Annotated in this window: 17 protein-coding genes; 6 read left to right on the forward strand and 11 right to left on the reverse strand. The window is 63.0% G+C overall.

Annotated elements, in window-relative coordinates:
- The first annotated feature begins 9 nt into the window (after positions 1-9).
- The gene (locus ACF8O8_RS00705; RefSeq protein WP_010952874.1) at positions 10-981 is read left to right on the forward strand and encodes a magnesium and cobalt transport protein CorA; all 972 of its coding nucleotides are present in this window, start codon (positions 10-12) and stop codon (positions 979-981) included.
- 101 nt (positions 982-1,082) lie between these two features.
- Here the strand turns inward: ACF8O8_RS00705 and ACF8O8_RS00710 are convergent, their stop codons facing one another.
- Positions 1,083-1,817, reverse strand: coding sequence for an amidotransferase (locus ACF8O8_RS00710; RefSeq protein WP_010952873.1), 735 nt, complete (start codon positions 1,815-1,817; stop codon positions 1,083-1,085).
- A 529-nt stretch (positions 1,818-2,346) separates the two neighbouring features.
- On the opposite strand from ACF8O8_RS00710, the gene ACF8O8_RS00715 reads away from it, so the two are divergent.
- Positions 2,347-3,147 carry a c-type cytochrome gene (locus ACF8O8_RS00715; protein ID WP_392509113.1) on the forward strand — a complete coding sequence of 267 codons (801 nt, stop codon included), beginning with the start codon at positions 2,347-2,349 and terminating at the stop codon, positions 3,145-3,147.
- A 45-nt stretch (positions 3,148-3,192) separates the two neighbouring features.
- Here ACF8O8_RS00715 and ACF8O8_RS00720 read toward each other — a convergent pair whose 3' ends face one another.
- From ACF8O8_RS00720 to ACF8O8_RS00735, 4 genes are all read right to left on the reverse strand, one after another.
- A complete protein-coding gene (locus tag ACF8O8_RS00720; RefSeq protein ID WP_010952871.1) occupies positions 3,193-3,525 on the reverse strand; it encodes a ribonuclease E inhibitor RraB in 333 nt (110 codons plus the stop codon).
- Positions 3,526-3,699: 174 nt separating this feature from the next.
- The gene (locus tag ACF8O8_RS00725; RefSeq protein ID WP_020192211.1) at positions 3,700-3,936 is read right to left on the reverse strand and encodes a hypothetical protein; all 237 of its coding nucleotides are present in this window, start codon (positions 3,934-3,936) and stop codon (positions 3,700-3,702) included.
- 206 nt (positions 3,937-4,142) lie between these two features.
- Positions 4,143-6,200, reverse strand: coding sequence for an LTA synthase family protein (locus ACF8O8_RS00730; protein ID WP_392509114.1), 2,058 nt, complete (start codon positions 6,198-6,200; stop codon positions 4,143-4,145).
- A gap of 139 nt (positions 6,201-6,339) precedes the next feature.
- Positions 6,340-6,531: a PLDc N-terminal domain-containing protein gene (locus ACF8O8_RS00735; RefSeq protein ID WP_003252818.1), complete on the reverse strand. Its 192-nt coding sequence runs from the start codon at positions 6,529-6,531 to the stop codon at positions 6,340-6,342.
- A 126-nt stretch (positions 6,532-6,657) separates the two neighbouring features.
- Here ACF8O8_RS00735 and ACF8O8_RS00740 point away from each other — a divergent pair, with 126 nt between their 5' ends.
- Positions 6,658-7,596 (forward strand): ZIP family metal transporter, encoded by a 939-nt coding sequence (locus ACF8O8_RS00740; RefSeq protein ID WP_003252816.1) that lies wholly within the window; start codon positions 6,658-6,660, stop codon positions 7,594-7,596.
- Positions 7,597-7,719: 123 nt separating this feature from the next.
- On the opposite strand, the gene ACF8O8_RS00745 is transcribed toward ACF8O8_RS00740, so the two are convergent.
- Both ACF8O8_RS00745 and ACF8O8_RS00750 read right to left on the reverse strand, forming a co-directional pair.
- The gene (locus ACF8O8_RS00745) at positions 7,720-8,250 is read right to left on the reverse strand and encodes a hypothetical protein (RefSeq protein ID WP_010952867.1); all 531 of its coding nucleotides are present in this window, start codon (positions 8,248-8,250) and stop codon (positions 7,720-7,722) included.
- A 60-nt stretch (positions 8,251-8,310) separates the two neighbouring features.
- Positions 8,311-8,835 carry an ankyrin repeat domain-containing protein gene (locus ACF8O8_RS00750; protein WP_014591974.1) on the reverse strand — a complete coding sequence of 175 codons (525 nt, stop codon included), beginning with the start codon at positions 8,833-8,835 and terminating at the stop codon, positions 8,311-8,313.
- Between the two features lie 266 nt (positions 8,836-9,101).
- On the opposite strand from ACF8O8_RS00750, the gene ACF8O8_RS00755 reads away from it, so the two are divergent.
- Complete coding sequence (locus tag ACF8O8_RS00755; protein WP_003252809.1) at positions 9,102-9,374, forward strand: DUF3509 domain-containing protein; 273 nt, start codon at positions 9,102-9,104, stop codon at positions 9,372-9,374.
- A 123-nt stretch (positions 9,375-9,497) separates the two neighbouring features.
- Here ACF8O8_RS00755 and ACF8O8_RS00760 read toward each other — a convergent pair whose 3' ends face one another.
- The 3 genes from ACF8O8_RS00760 to aroC all read right to left on the reverse strand — a co-directional run bounded on the left by ACF8O8_RS00760 (position 9,498) and on the right by aroC (position 12,422).
- Entirely contained in the window at positions 9,498-10,034 is a 537-nt protein-coding gene (locus ACF8O8_RS00760) for an oxidase (RefSeq protein ID WP_392509115.1), read from the reverse strand.
- Positions 10,034-11,188: an MFS transporter gene (locus tag ACF8O8_RS00765; RefSeq protein WP_020192206.1), complete on the reverse strand. Its 1,155-nt coding sequence runs from the start codon at positions 11,186-11,188 to the stop codon at positions 10,034-10,036. The genes ACF8O8_RS00760 and ACF8O8_RS00765 overlap by 1 nt, the downstream gene beginning before the upstream one ends.
- Positions 11,189-11,330: 142 nt before the next feature.
- Complete coding sequence (aroC, locus tag ACF8O8_RS00770) at positions 11,331-12,422, reverse strand: chorismate synthase (protein WP_003252803.1); 1,092 nt, start codon at positions 12,420-12,422, stop codon at positions 11,331-11,333.
- Between the two features lie 227 nt (positions 12,423-12,649).
- Here aroC and ACF8O8_RS00775 point away from each other — a divergent pair, with 227 nt between their 5' ends.
- Positions 12,650-13,612, forward strand: coding sequence for an alpha/beta hydrolase (locus tag ACF8O8_RS00775; RefSeq protein WP_392509116.1), 963 nt, complete (start codon positions 12,650-12,652; stop codon positions 13,610-13,612).
- 65 nt (positions 13,613-13,677) lie between these two features.
- Complete coding sequence (locus tag ACF8O8_RS00780; RefSeq protein ID WP_392509117.1) at positions 13,678-14,460, forward strand: hypothetical protein; 783 nt, start codon at positions 13,678-13,680, stop codon at positions 14,458-14,460.
- Between the two features lie 180 nt (positions 14,461-14,640).
- On the opposite strand, the gene prmB is transcribed toward ACF8O8_RS00780, so the two are convergent.
- On the reverse strand, positions 14,641-15,549 hold the full coding sequence (gene prmB / locus ACF8O8_RS00785; protein WP_003252797.1) for a 50S ribosomal protein L3 N(5)-glutamine methyltransferase: 909 nt from the start codon (positions 15,547-15,549) through the stop codon (positions 14,641-14,643).
- Positions 15,550-15,588 lie beyond the last annotated feature (39 nt).

Consider the following 15,588-nt stretch of genomic DNA (forward strand, 5'->3'; position numbering starts at 1 on the left):
CGGACAACCATGGGTCGAGTCGTGGCATCGGCGGTGTACAGCGCCGGCAGAAAGGTCACCAACATCAGCATCGACGAAGGCAGCGAGTGGGCGCGCAAGCCGGGGCATTTCGTGTGGATCGGCCTGGAAGAGCCCAATGCCGAAGAGCTGGCCAACCTGCAGTCGCAGTTCAACCTGCATGAACTGGCCATCGAAGATGCCCTGGAAAAACACAGCCGGCCCAAGCTGGAAACCTTCGGTGACGCGTTGTTCATCGTCACCTATTCGCCAGTGCGCCACGAAGGCAAGCTGGAATTCATCGAAACCCATATCTTCGCGGGCAACGGCTACATCATCACCTGCCGCAACGGCCACTCCAAATCCTACGCCATGGTCCGCCAGCGCTGCGAGGCTCGGCCGCTGCTGCTGGAACATGGCGAAGACTTCGTGCTGTACGCCCTGCTCGACTTCGTCACCGAGAACTACCAGCCGGTCAGCGAGGCCATTCATGGCGAGATCGAAGCGCTGGAGGAAAGCGTACTGGGCGGCTCGCTGCGGGAAGACGACATCCGCCGCCTGCACAGCCTGCGCCGTGACATCCTGCGCCTGCGCCGCTACGTGGCACCCCTGGTTGAAGTGAGCGAAGAACTGCAGCGCCTGAGCTTCCCGTTCATCGACAAGAACATGCGCCCGTACTTTCGTGATGTGCAAATTCACGTGACACGGCAGATGGAAGACTTGGCCGGCATCCGCGACATTGCCAGCCAGACGATCGAGATCGGCATGCTGCTGGAGTCGTCACGGCAAAGCATCGTGCAGCGCAAATTCGCGGCCTGGGCGGCGATTCTGGCATTCCCTACGGCGATTGCCGGGGTTTACGGGATGAACTTCCAGAACATGCCGGAGCTGAGCTGGCACTACGGTTACTTCGCGGTATTGGGGGTGATTGCGACGGGGTGTGCCGGCTTGTATGCGAGCTTCAAGAAATCGGGTTGGCTTTGATGGCCTCTTCGCGGGCGCGCCCGCTCCCACAGGTTGCGCACAATGCTGGAAATTGTGCATCACCTGTGGGAGCGGGCGTGCCCGCGAAGGGTTGCCACCGATTACGCGGCGCTGTCGCCGGCCTTTGACGGCTGCTGGATAAAGCGCAACATCCACTCCCCTACCAAATCACCCTGGTGCTCGGTGGCCAGGCTGGCGACGGCCTTGTGGTACACCTCGTCACCCAGGTATTCCTGGCGCGCATCGAGCAGTGCGCGGGAATAGTCATGCACGAATTCCGGGTGGCCCTGGAAGCACAGCACCTGGTCGCGAATGTGATACGCGGCATTCGGGCAGAAATCGCTGGAGGCGATCACCGTAGCGCCTTCCGGCAGTTCGGTCACCTGGTCCTGGTGACTGATCAGCAAGGTCAGCTCCGACACCTCCGGGTCCATCCAGGGCGCATGCGCCGCCAACGAGTAGCGATGAATACCCACGCCCCAACCTTGCTCAGCCCGCTCGGCCTTGCCACCCAGGGTCAAGGCCAGCAACTGGTGGCCAAAACACACGCCCAGCAGCTTTTCACCGCGCTCGTACAGCTTGAGCAGGTAGGCCTTTAGCGTCTGGATCCACGGGTCGGTACCGAACGAATCGGCCTTGCTGCCCGTCACAAGGTAGGCATCGAACTTTTCACTGTCGGCGGGATAGTCGCCGTGCATCACGTTGTACACACAAAATTCGGCGGCAATCGGCTGACGCGAGAAGAGCTGCTCGAACATCCTGCCGTAGCCCTGATATTGCGCCGTCAACTCCGGTCGCAGGACATCGGTTTCAAGGATGCAGATGCGTAACGACATAGGGGTAGTCCTGAACGACATGGGTGGGAATCTGCTGTAGAGACTGCCGCGAAAGGCACGTACAAGCAAGTAGGCTGCACTGACGAACGGTCACATTTCGTCGGCGCGTGCCGGGTAGTTGCGCCACTGTCTAGATAGAGCGTGCCAGCTAGATAGCACTTGGTCTCATAGCCAGAGGAATGGTTTTAGTGCACGGTTAGAACAAAGGGTTCTCAAATATGGATAACGCACACCCTACTGTTGAAGGTATATCCACTTTCAAGAGGCAAGCAGTCCGGCGCCATGCAATGCCGCTGCGATCGACCCGAAGCGCGACGACAAGGAAGCCAACGGGTATTCAGGAATAACAACAAGAAGGCGGTCCGCCATGTTCAGACAATCGAAAATTCGCCAAGCTGGGCTCATTTTATTCGCCACCACGTTGCTATTGATCTTGCCGAACCTGACACGTTTGTTTGGCTGACGGCAGCGGTGGCGCCAACGGGCAACGCACAGGTAACCTGCTGGCCTTGATGGTCGGAGATTGCCTATGCGCCACTGCCTTGCCCTGCTAGCGTTGCTCCTGAGCCTGCCATTGTCGGCGGCGCAACTGCACCTTGAACTGGGCGCTACACCGCGCCAGTGGAGCAGCGCCGAACTGCTTGGCCACCCTGAGGCCCAGGACATCAGTATCGAGCAGGACGTATCCTACAAACGCCCCATGCACTATCGGGCGGTGCCGCTGGCCACGTTGCTGGAAGGCGTGAGCGCCCGCGATCACCTGCAGGCCGTGGCGCTGGATGGCTTTGCCGCCGAAATGCCCGCTGCGGCATTGCTGCAGCCAGGGCCAGCACGGGCCTGGCTGGCCGTGGAAGACCCAGGCAAGCCGTGGCCGCCACTGGGTCAAGGCAAGCCAAGTGCCGGGCCGTTCTACCTGGTGTGGACTGCGCCGCAGGCCAGCGGCATCCGCCCTGAACAGTGGCCATTCCAGATTGCCACCCTTCGCAAGCTGGCCCCGGTGGACCAGCGGTTTCCTGCGCTGCTGCCCGACCCGAAGCTGCCGGCCGACAGCCCGGTGCGTCAGGGCTTTGCCCTGTTCCAGCAGAACTGCCTGGTGTGCCACCGGTTGAACGGTGCGGGGGATGGGCAGGTGGGGCCGGACTTGAATGTGCCGTATAACCCGACCGAGTATTTTCAGCCGGTTTATTTACGCAAGTTGATACGCGACCCGCAAAGCCTGCGGCGGTGGCCGCAGGCGAAGATGCCGGGGTTTGCCGAAAGTGTGTTGAGTGACCAGGAACTGGATGCGCTGTTGGCCTATTTGGGGCACATGGCAACGCGTAAGCCTTGAGGGCCTCTTCGCGGGTTAACCCGCGAACGGGCCAACACAAAACTGTCAGGCCGTGAGCCGCTCTTGCTTGACGCCCCACCCTTCCACCTCACCCCCATACGGTGTCACCAACTGCTCGAAGGCCTCTTCAAAGTCGCCAATCCCGCCATGGGTGGCGTACATGACCTTGCTCAGTTCCAGGTGCCAGGCACCGTCGCCCAGCTCCTTCACCTGGGCATTGAGCGATTCCCCGCGAAACTGCCCGGCTGCCCGACGGGCCCCTGCTTCGTCCGGGAATACGGCATAGAACTCGATGGGGTGGATCTGGGTGAAGTCGAAACCGCCTGCCTTCATCTGGCGCAGGACGTTGCTGCTGATATCGTCGTTCTGGCTGCTCATGAATCGTCCTCCTGAATAAAGCAATGGATAGACTTTCCGTGCACTACGCACCTGCCGGCAACGGCCGGGCAGTTCGAGCTGATGCAAGACGCGAATTGTAGCGGCGCCAACCCGCAGAACAGGCAGGCCCTTCTCCAGCGTAGTGCCTGCAAAGGCACCACGCAAACGTGTGGTTCAGGGGACTTCGTGAATGCTGGTGATGGTCACACCACTATGCTCTTTGAGCCAGCGTGCGGTCGGGGAGATGATACGGTCCTGGAAGTCGTTGAGGTCCAGCTCGTCCATCACCGGAAACAGGTGTGAGCGGATGGCCCGCGCAGCGTCTTCCTCGCTGGGGCAATGCTCGGCATGCAACAGCAATGCGGACGGTTCGCCCTTCTGGTCGGCAAAAATGACTTCCCACTCTTTCATTGAACGGACCCTCTCAGTCAACGAACACCAGGTGTGTGATGCCTGAATAACTGACCTTGGGGCGGGGATAATGTTCAGTCCGGGAAAATTGTGCGGGGCCCATTCGCGGGCTTGCCCGCTCGCACAGGACCTGCACAAGGTCCGAACCCTGTGCAATGCCTGTGGGAGCGGGCAAGCCCGCGAATGGGCCGCAACGCGGCCCCGGTTTACTTCGGTGTGCCGTGCACCACGCCGGCGGTGTTATCCAGCAGGCTCTTGGTCGCGGTCTGGATATACGCTTCCAGCTTCTTGAGCATTTCCGGCTGGTCCGGGCTTTCGATCAGTTCGGCCTTGAACTCGCTGCCCAACTGGTAGCGGTACATCCGCGGGCTCATGTCCTTGGACTCGATCAGGATACGGTCACCCTGCACCAGCCCGACAATCTGCTCGCTGCCCGACGGCTTGATCATGCCTACGCCCTGGTCACCCTCGGGCAGGTTGAGCAGGTCGCGCCCCCAGCACTGGTGGCGAGCCTTGCCACCCAGGCGGCCCATGATGGTCGGCACGATGTCGACCTGGGTACCCACGGTGTGGTTCACCGCACCGAACTTCTCCTGAATGCCCGGGGCAATCAGCAGCAGCGGTACGTTGAAGCGGCCCAGGTCCAGCTCGGTAACCTGCTGGTGGTTGCCAAAGCCATGGTCACCGACGATGACGAACAGGGTTTCCTTGAAGTAAGGCTCCTTACGCGCCTTCTCGAAGAACTGGCCCAGCGCCCAGTCCGAATAACGCATGGCAGTCAGGTGCTCGTCCAGACGGCCCTGGCCGGTCACTTTCTCTACCGGCAGGTCCTTCGGCAGGGCATACGGCGTGTGGTTGGACAGCGTCTGCAGCAGCGCGTAGATCGGCTTCTTGCCATCATGCTTGGCCAGCTCTTCGTTGCCGCGGTCGAACATGTCCTGGTCGGACACACCCCAGGTCGGGTCGGAGAACACCGGGTTGACGAAGTCGTTACGGCCGATGAAGGTGGTCATCCCCTGGTTGCCGAAGAACCCGGACTGGTTGTCCCAGGCAAAGTCGCCGTTGTAGACGTACACGTCGTCGTAGTCACGGGCGCTGAGCAGGGCCGGCAGGCCCGACAGCTTATGGCCGCCTTCCGGGGTCTGCATCAGGTATTCGAAACCTGGCAGGTTGGGGAAGCAGGCCATGGTGGCGAACATGCCCTGGTGGGTATGGGTGCCGTTGGAGAAGAAGCGGTCGAACAGCAGGCCTTCTTTGGCCAGCTTGTCAAAGTACGGGGTGATGTTGTTGGGGCTGCCAAGCGCGCCAACCGAATGGCCGGCGAAGCTTTCCATCAGGATCACCACCACGTTCTTGATCGGCAGGGTACGGTCAGCCGGCGGCACAAAGTCGCGGCGGATAGCGGCTTCGTCGGCGTCGACCAGGGTGTCGTGGGCGGTCAGCAGTTGCTCACGCACACTTTGCGTGGCCACGTCCTGCTGCAGGACTGGCTTCCAGATGTTGGCACGGTCCTCGCCAAAGCGGCTCTTGGCGGCGTCGATCAGGGTCAGGGTGCCGTTCAGGCCCAGCTGGTTGACGAAGTTGGAGTCCGTGGTAAAGGCATCACCCCAGCGCATCGGCGGGCCCTGGCGCAGGGTGCCACGGGCAGCGACCACGGCCACCAGCAGGATCACCATGAATACCGCCAGGCGCTTGTACCACGGGGCAACGCGGTACAGGCCTTCGGCACGGGTGACGCGATCGATACCTTTGAACAGCAGGCTCAGCAGCCAGGTCCCGAAGGCCCAGGCCAGCAGGTAGCGGACCACCGGGAAACCGTACCAGAGCATGCTCATGACGGTTTTCGGGTCTTCCTTGATGTATTGGAAAACCAGGCCGTTGAGGCGCTGGTGGAACTCGCGGTAGAAGTCCATTTCCATCAGGCCGAGGAACATCACCACGCTCGAAGCGAGGGTCAGCCAGAAACGGAACACGCCACGCCGGGCCATGGCCCAGGGACTGAGGATGGCCAGCAGCAGCGGAATACTGATGTAAACCACCACCCGCAGGTCGAAGCGCAAGCCGTTGAGGAAGCCTTCGGCGACCGTCGAATAAGGGGTATCGCCGACCATGTCGTTGTTGTAGGCCAGCAGCGCCAGGCGCACGAGGCTGAGCATCAGCATGATCACCAGGCCGCTGAGCAGCGTGTAGGCCAGGTGGGATTTCAAGGTCGGCGAAAATGACGTTCGCGCGCCCTGTTGCTTCAAGGCGTCCGTGTTAGCCATGAATGGGAAGGTCCTAGGATTGCGGTTTGCGAAGAGGCGATGGCGCTAGGCCAACGCAGCATTATGCGGGTGCGGATTCTGTTTAAACCAATGTGAAAATTTTGTCACGGCCCTATTACTGGCTATGTCAGTAACGCGCCTAGAGCCGCACATTCCCCCGCGGCCCGGCAATCGCCCAGATCACCAGCCCCACCACCGGCAACAAGGCAATCAACAAGATCCACAACACCTTGATGCCCACCTCGCTGCCACTCTTGATCACGTTGAGAATGGCCCAGATATCCAGCGCCAGAATGATCAGCCCGACCAGGCTGTTGAAGGTAGATCCCATGTCTGAATTCCTGTCCAGAGGCTTTGCTGCACAGCATAGTCAGCTATCGCAGCAATAGAAGGGAATCCTTGGCGGATGTCGCAGGTCCCTCGGTAGACTGACTGCATTCACTGATTCGAGGTTCGCATGCCACCCACCCACAGCCAAAGCGCCGCCCCCTCTTCACTGCTGCAGGCCTGGCGCCAGCAGGTTACCGATACCCCCTGGCTCAGCGCCGGCCTGGGGCTGAGCCTGCTGGCGGTGTGCGTGCTGCTGGCCGCCAGCCTCTGGAACGCGGTGAACGGCGACCATGCCGACAACCTGCACCTGGCCATGCTGGGCGGGTTGTCGGGCTTTGGCGCCACCGCACTGGGCGCCGTGCTGGCGGTGGTGCTGCGCGATGTCAACGCGCGCACCCAGGATGTGATGCTGGGCTTTGCTGCCGGCATGATGCTGGCCGCCAGCTCGTTTTCGCTGATTCTGCCAGGCCTGGAGGCTGCCCGCGAGATCACGGGCAATGGCCCGGCCGCCGCGTTTACCGTGGTGCTGGGCATGGGCCTGGGTGTGCTGCTGATGCTGGGCCTGGACCGCTTCACCCCGCATGAACACGAAAGCACCGGCCCGTGCGGGCCCGAAGCCGAGCGCATCAGCCGGGTGTGGCTGTTTGTGCTGGCGATCACCCTGCACAACCTGCCTGAAGGCATGGCGATTGGCGTGAGCTTTGCCAATGGCGACATGAACATCGGCCTGCCGCTGACCAGTGCCATCGCCATCCAGGACATCCCCGAGGGGCTGGCCGTGGCACTGGCCTTGCGCGCCACCGGGCTTTCTAACCTGAAGGCCGCGTTGGTGGCGATAGGGTCGGGCCTGATGGAGCCGCTAGGGGCGGTGATCGGGCTGGGGATTTCTACCGGCTTTGCCCTCGCCTACCCGATCAGCATGGGGCTGGCGGCAGGGGCGATGATCTTTGTGGTCAGCCACGAGGTGATCCCCGAAACCCACCGCAACGGGCACCAGACAGCGGCGACCCTGGGATTGATGGGCGGGTTTGCGGTGATGATGTTTCTCGACACTGCGCTGGGCTGAAGATTGATGTTTCGTGAGCCGGCCTCTTCGCGGGCTCGCCCGCTCCCACAGGGTTATCACAGGGCCTGATGCGCTGGAGTACCTGAGGGAGCGGGCATGCCCGCGAACAAGCAATCACTGGTATCAGATGTGGACGGCGACTTTCAAAGCCTCCAGCGCCGGCTCGACCTTGATGCCCAGCTCTGCTCCCAACTCCATTACCCGCGCCAGGTCCTGCTGCCCCACCATGACCATCTGCAGCTCGTCATCGAGCAACTGGCTGAAGTTGAGCAGCACATAACCACCCGCCTCCTTGTTCAGCGCGCCCATCTGCACCTGGATACGGTTGAGCGCTGTCAGTGGCTCGGTACGGGCCAGTTGCTTGGGCTTGAGGGTAAACGGCACGCTGTTGTCGAACGAATCACTGATCTGCTGGAACAGCTCCTGATAGCTGTCGGCCTGGAACACCACGGTATCCGGCAGGCTGCCCAGCACCACCCATTCGCCCAAGGGAATCGGGAAAGTGTCGTCGTAGTTGATGTCGGGGTTGGCGGCCAGGAAGGCGGCAGGGTCGGCGTAGGCCTGGGCGGCCTCGTCGGCGATACGCTCGATGTCTGCCTCACGCATGCAGCCGGCGCCAATGAGGCTGATGAATTCGAGCAACTGAGTTTTCATGAAAGGGGGCCTGCGACGGGTGAAAAGTCGCCAAGGATAGCCGCAAATGCCCCCTGGCGGTTAGCCGGCCAGCGCTTGCAGGCGCGCGGCAGTGTCTGCTGCGCCCATGGTTTGCGCCGCCATCAGGGCAGTGATGCCGCGGGCATCCTGGTGCGCCGGGTTGGCCCCTTGTGCCAGCAGGTAGTCGAGAATTTCGCTGCGGTTGAACATGGCCGCCAACATCAGCGCGGTGCGACCATCCTGCGCGGCGGCATCCACCGGCACGCCATGCTCCACCAGCAGGCGAATCATCGCCAGGTCCCCTTTGAATGCGGCACCGGCAATCGGCAGCTGGCCGTTGTCGTTGGCAATCAGCGGGTCGGCACCTTGCGCCAGCAGCACGCGCACCGCCTCGTGGTGACCGTGGTAGCTGGCCAGCATCAGCAGGGTATCGCCCTTGTGGTTACGCAGGTTGGCCGGCAGGCCGCTGGCAAGCAGGCGCCCGAGCATGTCGGCGTCGCCCTGGCGGGCACGTTCGAACACCTGCTCGGCGAACGCAGCGGTTTCGTCATCGGTCATGGTGGCGGGTGCGGCTTGGCTGGACATAGGGAACCTCCTGGCATAATTGATGGCCCAAGTGTTCGTCAGGCATGCCATTGCGGTCAAAGGTTCAGATTCTATGAAGCCGATAGGCAAACCCTGACCCGTGCAAAATGCACTGTGCAAAATGCACGACCGTGCAGCCTGCACGATGCCGCTTCTGGAAATCCCCCGTAACCGCCTGTATTTACTGGGTTTTTCGCCAGCCAGGATTCTGGCACGGTCACTGCAACCATCAACTCATGTCTGCCACACAACAGCCAGGAGTTGATATGGACCTCATCCAGCAAAAGTTCGCATCGGTATTTTCGGCCTATCAGGTGAATACCAAAGCCCGCCCCGATGGCGGTGTACTGCTTACCCTGCGCGCAGCGGATGGCAAGGTTACCCGCCGGGTGCTGACCTACGGGCAATTGCACAGTGCCGAACAGCTGTCCTGGGCGATCAGTGCCATCCGTCGTGACCTGGCCGAAGAGGCCAGTGAATTGCCGGTCATCTCGATGCTGCAGAGCCAGCAGCGGTTTGCCTTGCCGACCTATCGTTGAGATTTGTGTCGCCTGACCTGGCCTCTTCGCGGGTAAAACCGCTCCTACATTGACTGCGCGATGCCTAAGGGCGGCGCAACCAATGTAGGAGCGGGTTCACCCGCGAAGAGGCCGGCAATGCGATTACAGCTCTTCGATACCAAGAAATGCCCGCGCAGTCACATCGCCCGTAAACCGCGCCTGCATGCCCTGCTCGCTGCCATACAAGCGCAACGCCAGGCAAAACGGTGTATCACCCAACTCAACCCAGCGCCGCGTCCCGGCCGGCACCAGCAGCTGGTCACCCTTCTCGCACAGCACCGAATACACCCAGTCCCCCAGCCGCAGGCCAACCTGCGCCCGCCCGCTGACCACGGCAAACAGCTCGTCGGCATCATGCACATGTTCATCACGCACATCGACCTGTGCCGGGTCTTCTCCGTCGCGGTTGAGCAGCGCGAAGGCCTTGCTGCCATGCGCCGTCATCAACTCATCCAGATACACGCGGCAAACCTCCAGCACCTCGTCCTGGGCCGTGCCCGGGCGCACCCGCAGGCCAGGTTCGGCATGCACAAAGCGCACGCCCTGCTCGGCCAACGTAGCGGCGATGTCGTCGTGGTGAGTCAGCACCTTGTTCGGCAGTGCCGGGCTGGCGGGGTGGAAAACGCTGAGAATGCTCATCAGGGGCGGGTCCTGGTCGGTTGCGAACAAAGGGCAATGATAACGGCTGCGGCCAAGGCTGCGGCACTGGCCATACCAAAGGTGAAGGTGGGGCCCAGCAGCTTCCAGCTGTAGCCTGAGTACAGCGCCCCCAGCGCACCGCCGGTCCCCGACAGCGCTGCGTAAAGCGCCTGGCCCTGGCCCTGCTGGCGGGCGCCGAAGCTGGCCTGGACGAAAGCGATGCTGGCGGCATGGAAGCAGCCGAAGGTGGCCGCGTGCAGCAGCTGGGCGAAGATCAGTACTGCCGGCTCCTGGGCCAGGTTACCCAGCAGCAGCCAGCGCAATGCCGCCAGCAGGAAGCTGACCAACAACACGCGCTGCACGCTGAAACGGGCGAAAAGGCGGCTCATGACCATGAACATCAGCACCTCGGCCACCACCCCAAGCGCCCATAGAAGGCCGATGGCACCGCGCGTGTAGCCCAAGTGCTCCAGGTGCAGGGTAAGGAAGGTGTAGTACGGCCCGTGGCTGAGCTGCATCAGCGCCACGCACACGTAGAACGCGATCACCCCCGGGGCACGCAACTGCTGCAGGAAGCCCCCCGTGCCGCTGCGCCCGCCCTGCTCCACCGGCTGGGCATTGGGCACCCACAGGCTGGCGGCGACGATGCCGGCCATGATCGTGACCAGCGCCACCGGGTAGATGTCCAGGCTCAACCATTCGAACAAGCGGCCCAGGCCAACCACGGTGAGGATGAAACCGATCGAACCCCACAGACGTACCTGGCTGTAGCGCGACGTCTGCCCGTGCAGGTGGGCCAGGGTGATGACCTCGAACTGCGGCAGCACCGCATGCCAGAAGAACGCATGCAGGGCCATCACCAGCGCCAGCCAGGCGTAGCTTTTGCCGAAGAAGATCAGGGCGAAGGTGGCCAGGGTGCACAGCGCGCCAAGGCGGACGATCAACAGGCGCTGGCCCGTGCGATCGCCCAGCCAGCCCCACAGGTTGGGGGCCACGCAGCGCATCAGCATGGGGATGGCCACCAGCTCGCCGATGCGCGCCGGGGAAAAGCCCAGGTGGTCGAAGTACAGCGCCAGGAACGGTGCGGTGGAGCCCAGCAGGGCGAAGTAGAACAGGTAGAAGCTGGACAGGCGCCAGTAGGGGATGGGTTGCATGGGATGGCCTTGTGGGGACCTGGGCCGGCCTCTTCGCGGGTGAACCCGCTCCTACGCGGATTTCACCCTGTCACTGCACCTGAGGGCAGTGATATCCCAATGTAGGCGCGGGTTTACCCGCGAAGAGGCCGGTGCAGTTGGATCAGCGCTGGCCCAGCACCGGGGTATTCACTTGCACATCGGCATTCTGCGCACGGTGGCGCAGCAGGTGGTCCATCAACGCGATGGCCATCATCGCCTCGGCAATCGGTGTGGCACGGATGCCCACGCACGGGTCGTGGCGGCCCTTGGTGATGACGTCCACCGGGTTGCCATCGACATCGATCGAGCGGCCCGGGGTGGTGATGCTGGAAGTGGGCTTCAGTGCCAGGTGGGCAACGATCGGCTGGCCCGAGGAAATACCGCCCAGAATGCCGCCCGCGTTGTTGCTGAGGAAGCCTTCCGGGGTCAGCTCGTCCCGGTGCTCGGTGCCGCGCTGGGCCACACTGGCGAAGCCGGCGCCGATTTCCACGCCCTTGACCGCGTTGATGCTCATCAGCGCATGGGCCAGCTCTGCATCCAGGCGGTCGAAGATCGGCTCGCCCAGCCCGGGCATCACGCCTTCTGCGACCACGGTGATCTTGGCGCCCACCGAATCCTGGTCTCGGCGCAGCTGGTCCATGTAGGCCTCCAGCTCAGGTACTTTGTCCGGATCAGGGCTGAAGAAGGCGTTCTGCTCCACCGACTCCCAGGTCTTGAACGGGATTTCGATCGGGCCCAGCTGGCTCATGTAGCCACGCACGGTGATGCCCTGGGTGGCCAGGAACTTCTTGGCGATAGCACCGGCGGCCACGCGCATGGCGGTTTCACGGGCCGAGCTGCGGCCACCACCGCGGTAGTCGCGGATACCGTACTTGTGGTGGTAGGTGTAGTCGGCGTGGGCCGGGCGGAACAGGTCCTTGATGGCCGAGTAGTCCTTGGACTTCTGATCGGTATTGCGGATCAGCAGGCCGATCGAGCAGCCGGTGGTGCGGCCTTCGAACACGCCGGAAAGGATTTCCACCTCGTCGGCTTCCTGGCGCTGGGTGGTGTGCCGGCTGGTGCCGGGCTTGCGCCGGTCAAGGTCGTGCTGCAGGTCGGCGAGGGAAATTTCCAGGCCCGGAGGGCATCCATCGACAATGGCGACCAACGCCGGGCCATGGCTCTCGCCAGCGGTGGTGACAGTGAACAGCTTGCCGTAGGTATTGCCGGACATGGACGCTCCGCGAGTTCTGCCTGAAATGGACGAAAGCAGCAGTATACAGATGCTTTGATCGCCTGTGCGGGCCTCTTCGCGGGCATGCCCGCTCCCACCACAGATCCGAATGCTGTGAAATACCTGTGGGAGCGGGCGTGCCCGCGAAAGGGCCGAACCTGCCATTCGCTTCCCAGAACCTTCCTGCAAACATTGGGTCAAACCCACATCTCCCCATGTAGTACCGCATGATGTCGCGCCTCGTCGCCTTGCTCTTCCTGCTGTGCACCGGCCTGGCCCAGGGCGCCGCCCCCACTGTACTGCAACGCCCAATCGACCTGGACACCGGCCAGGGCGTGCTGCACGGCAGCCTGCTGCTGCCGCAACAGGCCACCCCGCCGCCAGTGGTGCTGATCATCGCCGGCTCCGGCCCCACCGACCGCGACGGCAACAACCCGGCGTCGGGCCGGGTCGACAACCTGAAGCGCCTGGCCCTGCTGCTGGCCAACGAACACATTGCCAGCGTGCGTTACGACAAACGCGGGGTGGCCGCCAGCCAACCGGCCACGCCTGACGAGCGTGACCTCAGCGTGGAGCGCTACGTGGCCGATGTGGTCGCCTGGAGCCACAAGCTCAAAGCCGACCCGCGCTTCGGCCCGCTGATCCTGATTGGCCACAGCGAAGGCGCACTGATTGCCAGCCTGGCCGCCGAGCAGGCTGGCGCCAGCGCAGTCATCACCCTGGCCGGCAGCGGCCGGCCGCTGGCCGAGGTGCTGCACGAACAACTGGCCCAGCGCCTGCCGCCCGCGCAACTGGCCGGTGGCAGCGCCCTGCTCGACCGCCTGCAGGCCGGGCAGACCAGCCTGGATGTGCCAGCGCCGCTGCGCCAGGTGTTTCGCCCCAGCGTGCAGCCGTACCTGATTTCGCTGTTCCAGCAAAACCCGGCAGCCGCCTTTGCCCGCCTGCCCATGCCCGCGCTGATCGTGCAGGGGCGCAACGACGTGCAGGTGGACGTGGCCGACGCCCAACGGCTGAAAGCGGCCAAGCCAGATGCACAACTGGTCCTGATCGATGGCATGAACCACATGCTGCGCATCAGCCCCAAGGGCATGAGCCAGCAGCGCGACAGCTACCTCAACCCCGAGCTGCCGCTGGCGCGTGAGCTGGGCGAGCGAATTGTGACGTTCATCCAGCATTTGCCTTCGGCGTAAGTCAAACAGGCTCAGGTCTCAGCCATGCCTGCCGATACAGCAGGCATAGCTGAGGACAAGCCCTGATGACCACCTCCCCCACCGCCGTCGAGCCGGCCGAAGAACCCCAGGAAACCCCCGCCCTGCCCTGGGCCGAGCTGACCGCCGAACATTTCCAGCTGCTACGCCTGGCAGCACTGCCGACCGACCGCAGCACCGGAGCGCGGCCGCTGCGTTTTGTGCAGTTCGGCTATGCCGAGCGCCATGACAAGGCACACAGCCTGCTGCGCATGGAAATCCAGTTGCCTGGGCAGAAAGTGCACAAAGAGCAGAACCGCCTGGACATCCGCGTCGACCATGCCGAGCGCCTGGTGCGTATTGGCAATGAACATGGCCTGCAACTGGAACCGGTGAACCGTGGCATCGGCCGTTTCATGCTGGCCCAGGCCGCACAGTGGTTGCAGCGCAAGTGGTCGCACTACCGGGTGGAAGGCATGGCGCTGCCGAGCAAGGACGCCCTGAACGAGGACTCACGCCTGCGCCGTGACCAGTGCTTGCGCGGGGTGGGTATCGAGGTGCAGTACGAGGACAGCCAGCACCTCAAGGGCCGTATCGCGGATATGGCGGTGGGCCAGCTGAAGGCCGCCTGGAGCAGCGAGCGCCTGCAGCGGGTGGAGATTCTGGATGCCGCCAGCCTGCTGCAGCAGGCGGACCAGCAACTGCAGGAAAAGGAAGGGCAACTGCGCGAGCGGGATGAGCGCGTGGCCAAATACCAGCGCGAAGACGGCGGATTGCGTTTCACCATTACCTGCCTGGTGGCGTTTGCCGTGTTCCAGGCAGGGCTGTTGATCTGGATTGCAACCCGCTAAGACCGCATCAGCCGGTGGAGATTGGGGCCGCTTCGCGGCCCATCGCGACACAAGGCCGCTCCCACAGGGATCGCGCCAGCTTTTAGAAATTGAGCAAGACAGTTGCTCCCACAAGGTATTGCGATCAATCTGTGGGAGCGGCCTTGTGTCGCGATGGGCTGCAAGGCAGCCCCAAATAGCCTAAACGCGGGCCTTGAACAATTCCTGATGCTGGCGGCACTGCTCGGCGGTGAGCATGAACACCCCGTGCCCGCCACGCTCGAATTCCAGCCAGGCAAAGTCCACCTCTGGGTACAACGCCTCGACATGCACCTGGCTGTTGCCCACTTCGACAATCAGCAAACCCTTCTCGGTCAGGTGGTCAGCCGCTTCGGCCAGCATCCGCCGTACCAGGTCCAGGCCGTCGCTGCCGCAGGCCAGGCCCAGCTCGGGCTCATGGTGGTACTCGGCCGGCATGTCGTCGAAGTCTTCGGCGTCGACATACGGCGGGTTGGACAGGATCAGGTCGAAACGCTGCCCCGGCAAACCACCAAAGCCATCGCCCTGCACGGTGTACACGCGCCCGTCCAGGCCATGGCGCTCGATGTTCTGGTTGGCCACTTCAAGGGCCTGGAACGACAGGTCGGCCAATACCACCTCGGCTTCGGGGAACACGTCAGCGGCGACGATGCCGATGCAACCCGACCCCGTGCACAGGTCCAGAATGCGCGCCGGTTCGCTGGCCAGCCACGGCTCGAAACGTTTTTCGATCAGCTGGCCAATGGGTGAACGCGGCACCAGCACCCGCTCGTCGACGATGAACGACATGCCGCAGAACCAGGCCTCGCCGAGCAGGTAGGCGGCCGGTACACGCTCTTCGATACGGCGCTTGAGCAGGTGCTGAAGGCGTACTCGCTCGTCGTCCTCGAGCATGCAGTCCAGGTAGCTGTCGGCCACCTCCCATGGCAGGTGCACCGCACCCAGCACCAGCAGGCGGGCTTCGTCCCAGGCGTTGTCGGCACCGTGACCGAAGAACAGGTCATGCTCGTGGAAGCGGCTGACCGCCCAGCGGATGTAGTCGCGCAGCGTGCGCAGACGGGATGTGATCACGGGGTACTCCTATTTTCAGACCGGACAAAAGTCTAACAG

Origin of the sequence: Pseudomonas sp. TYF_14 (assembly GCF_043105275.1) — a bacterium.
In the GTDB taxonomy this organism is placed as follows: Bacteria; Pseudomonadota; Gammaproteobacteria; order Pseudomonadales; family Pseudomonadaceae; genus Aquipseudomonas; species Aquipseudomonas alloputida.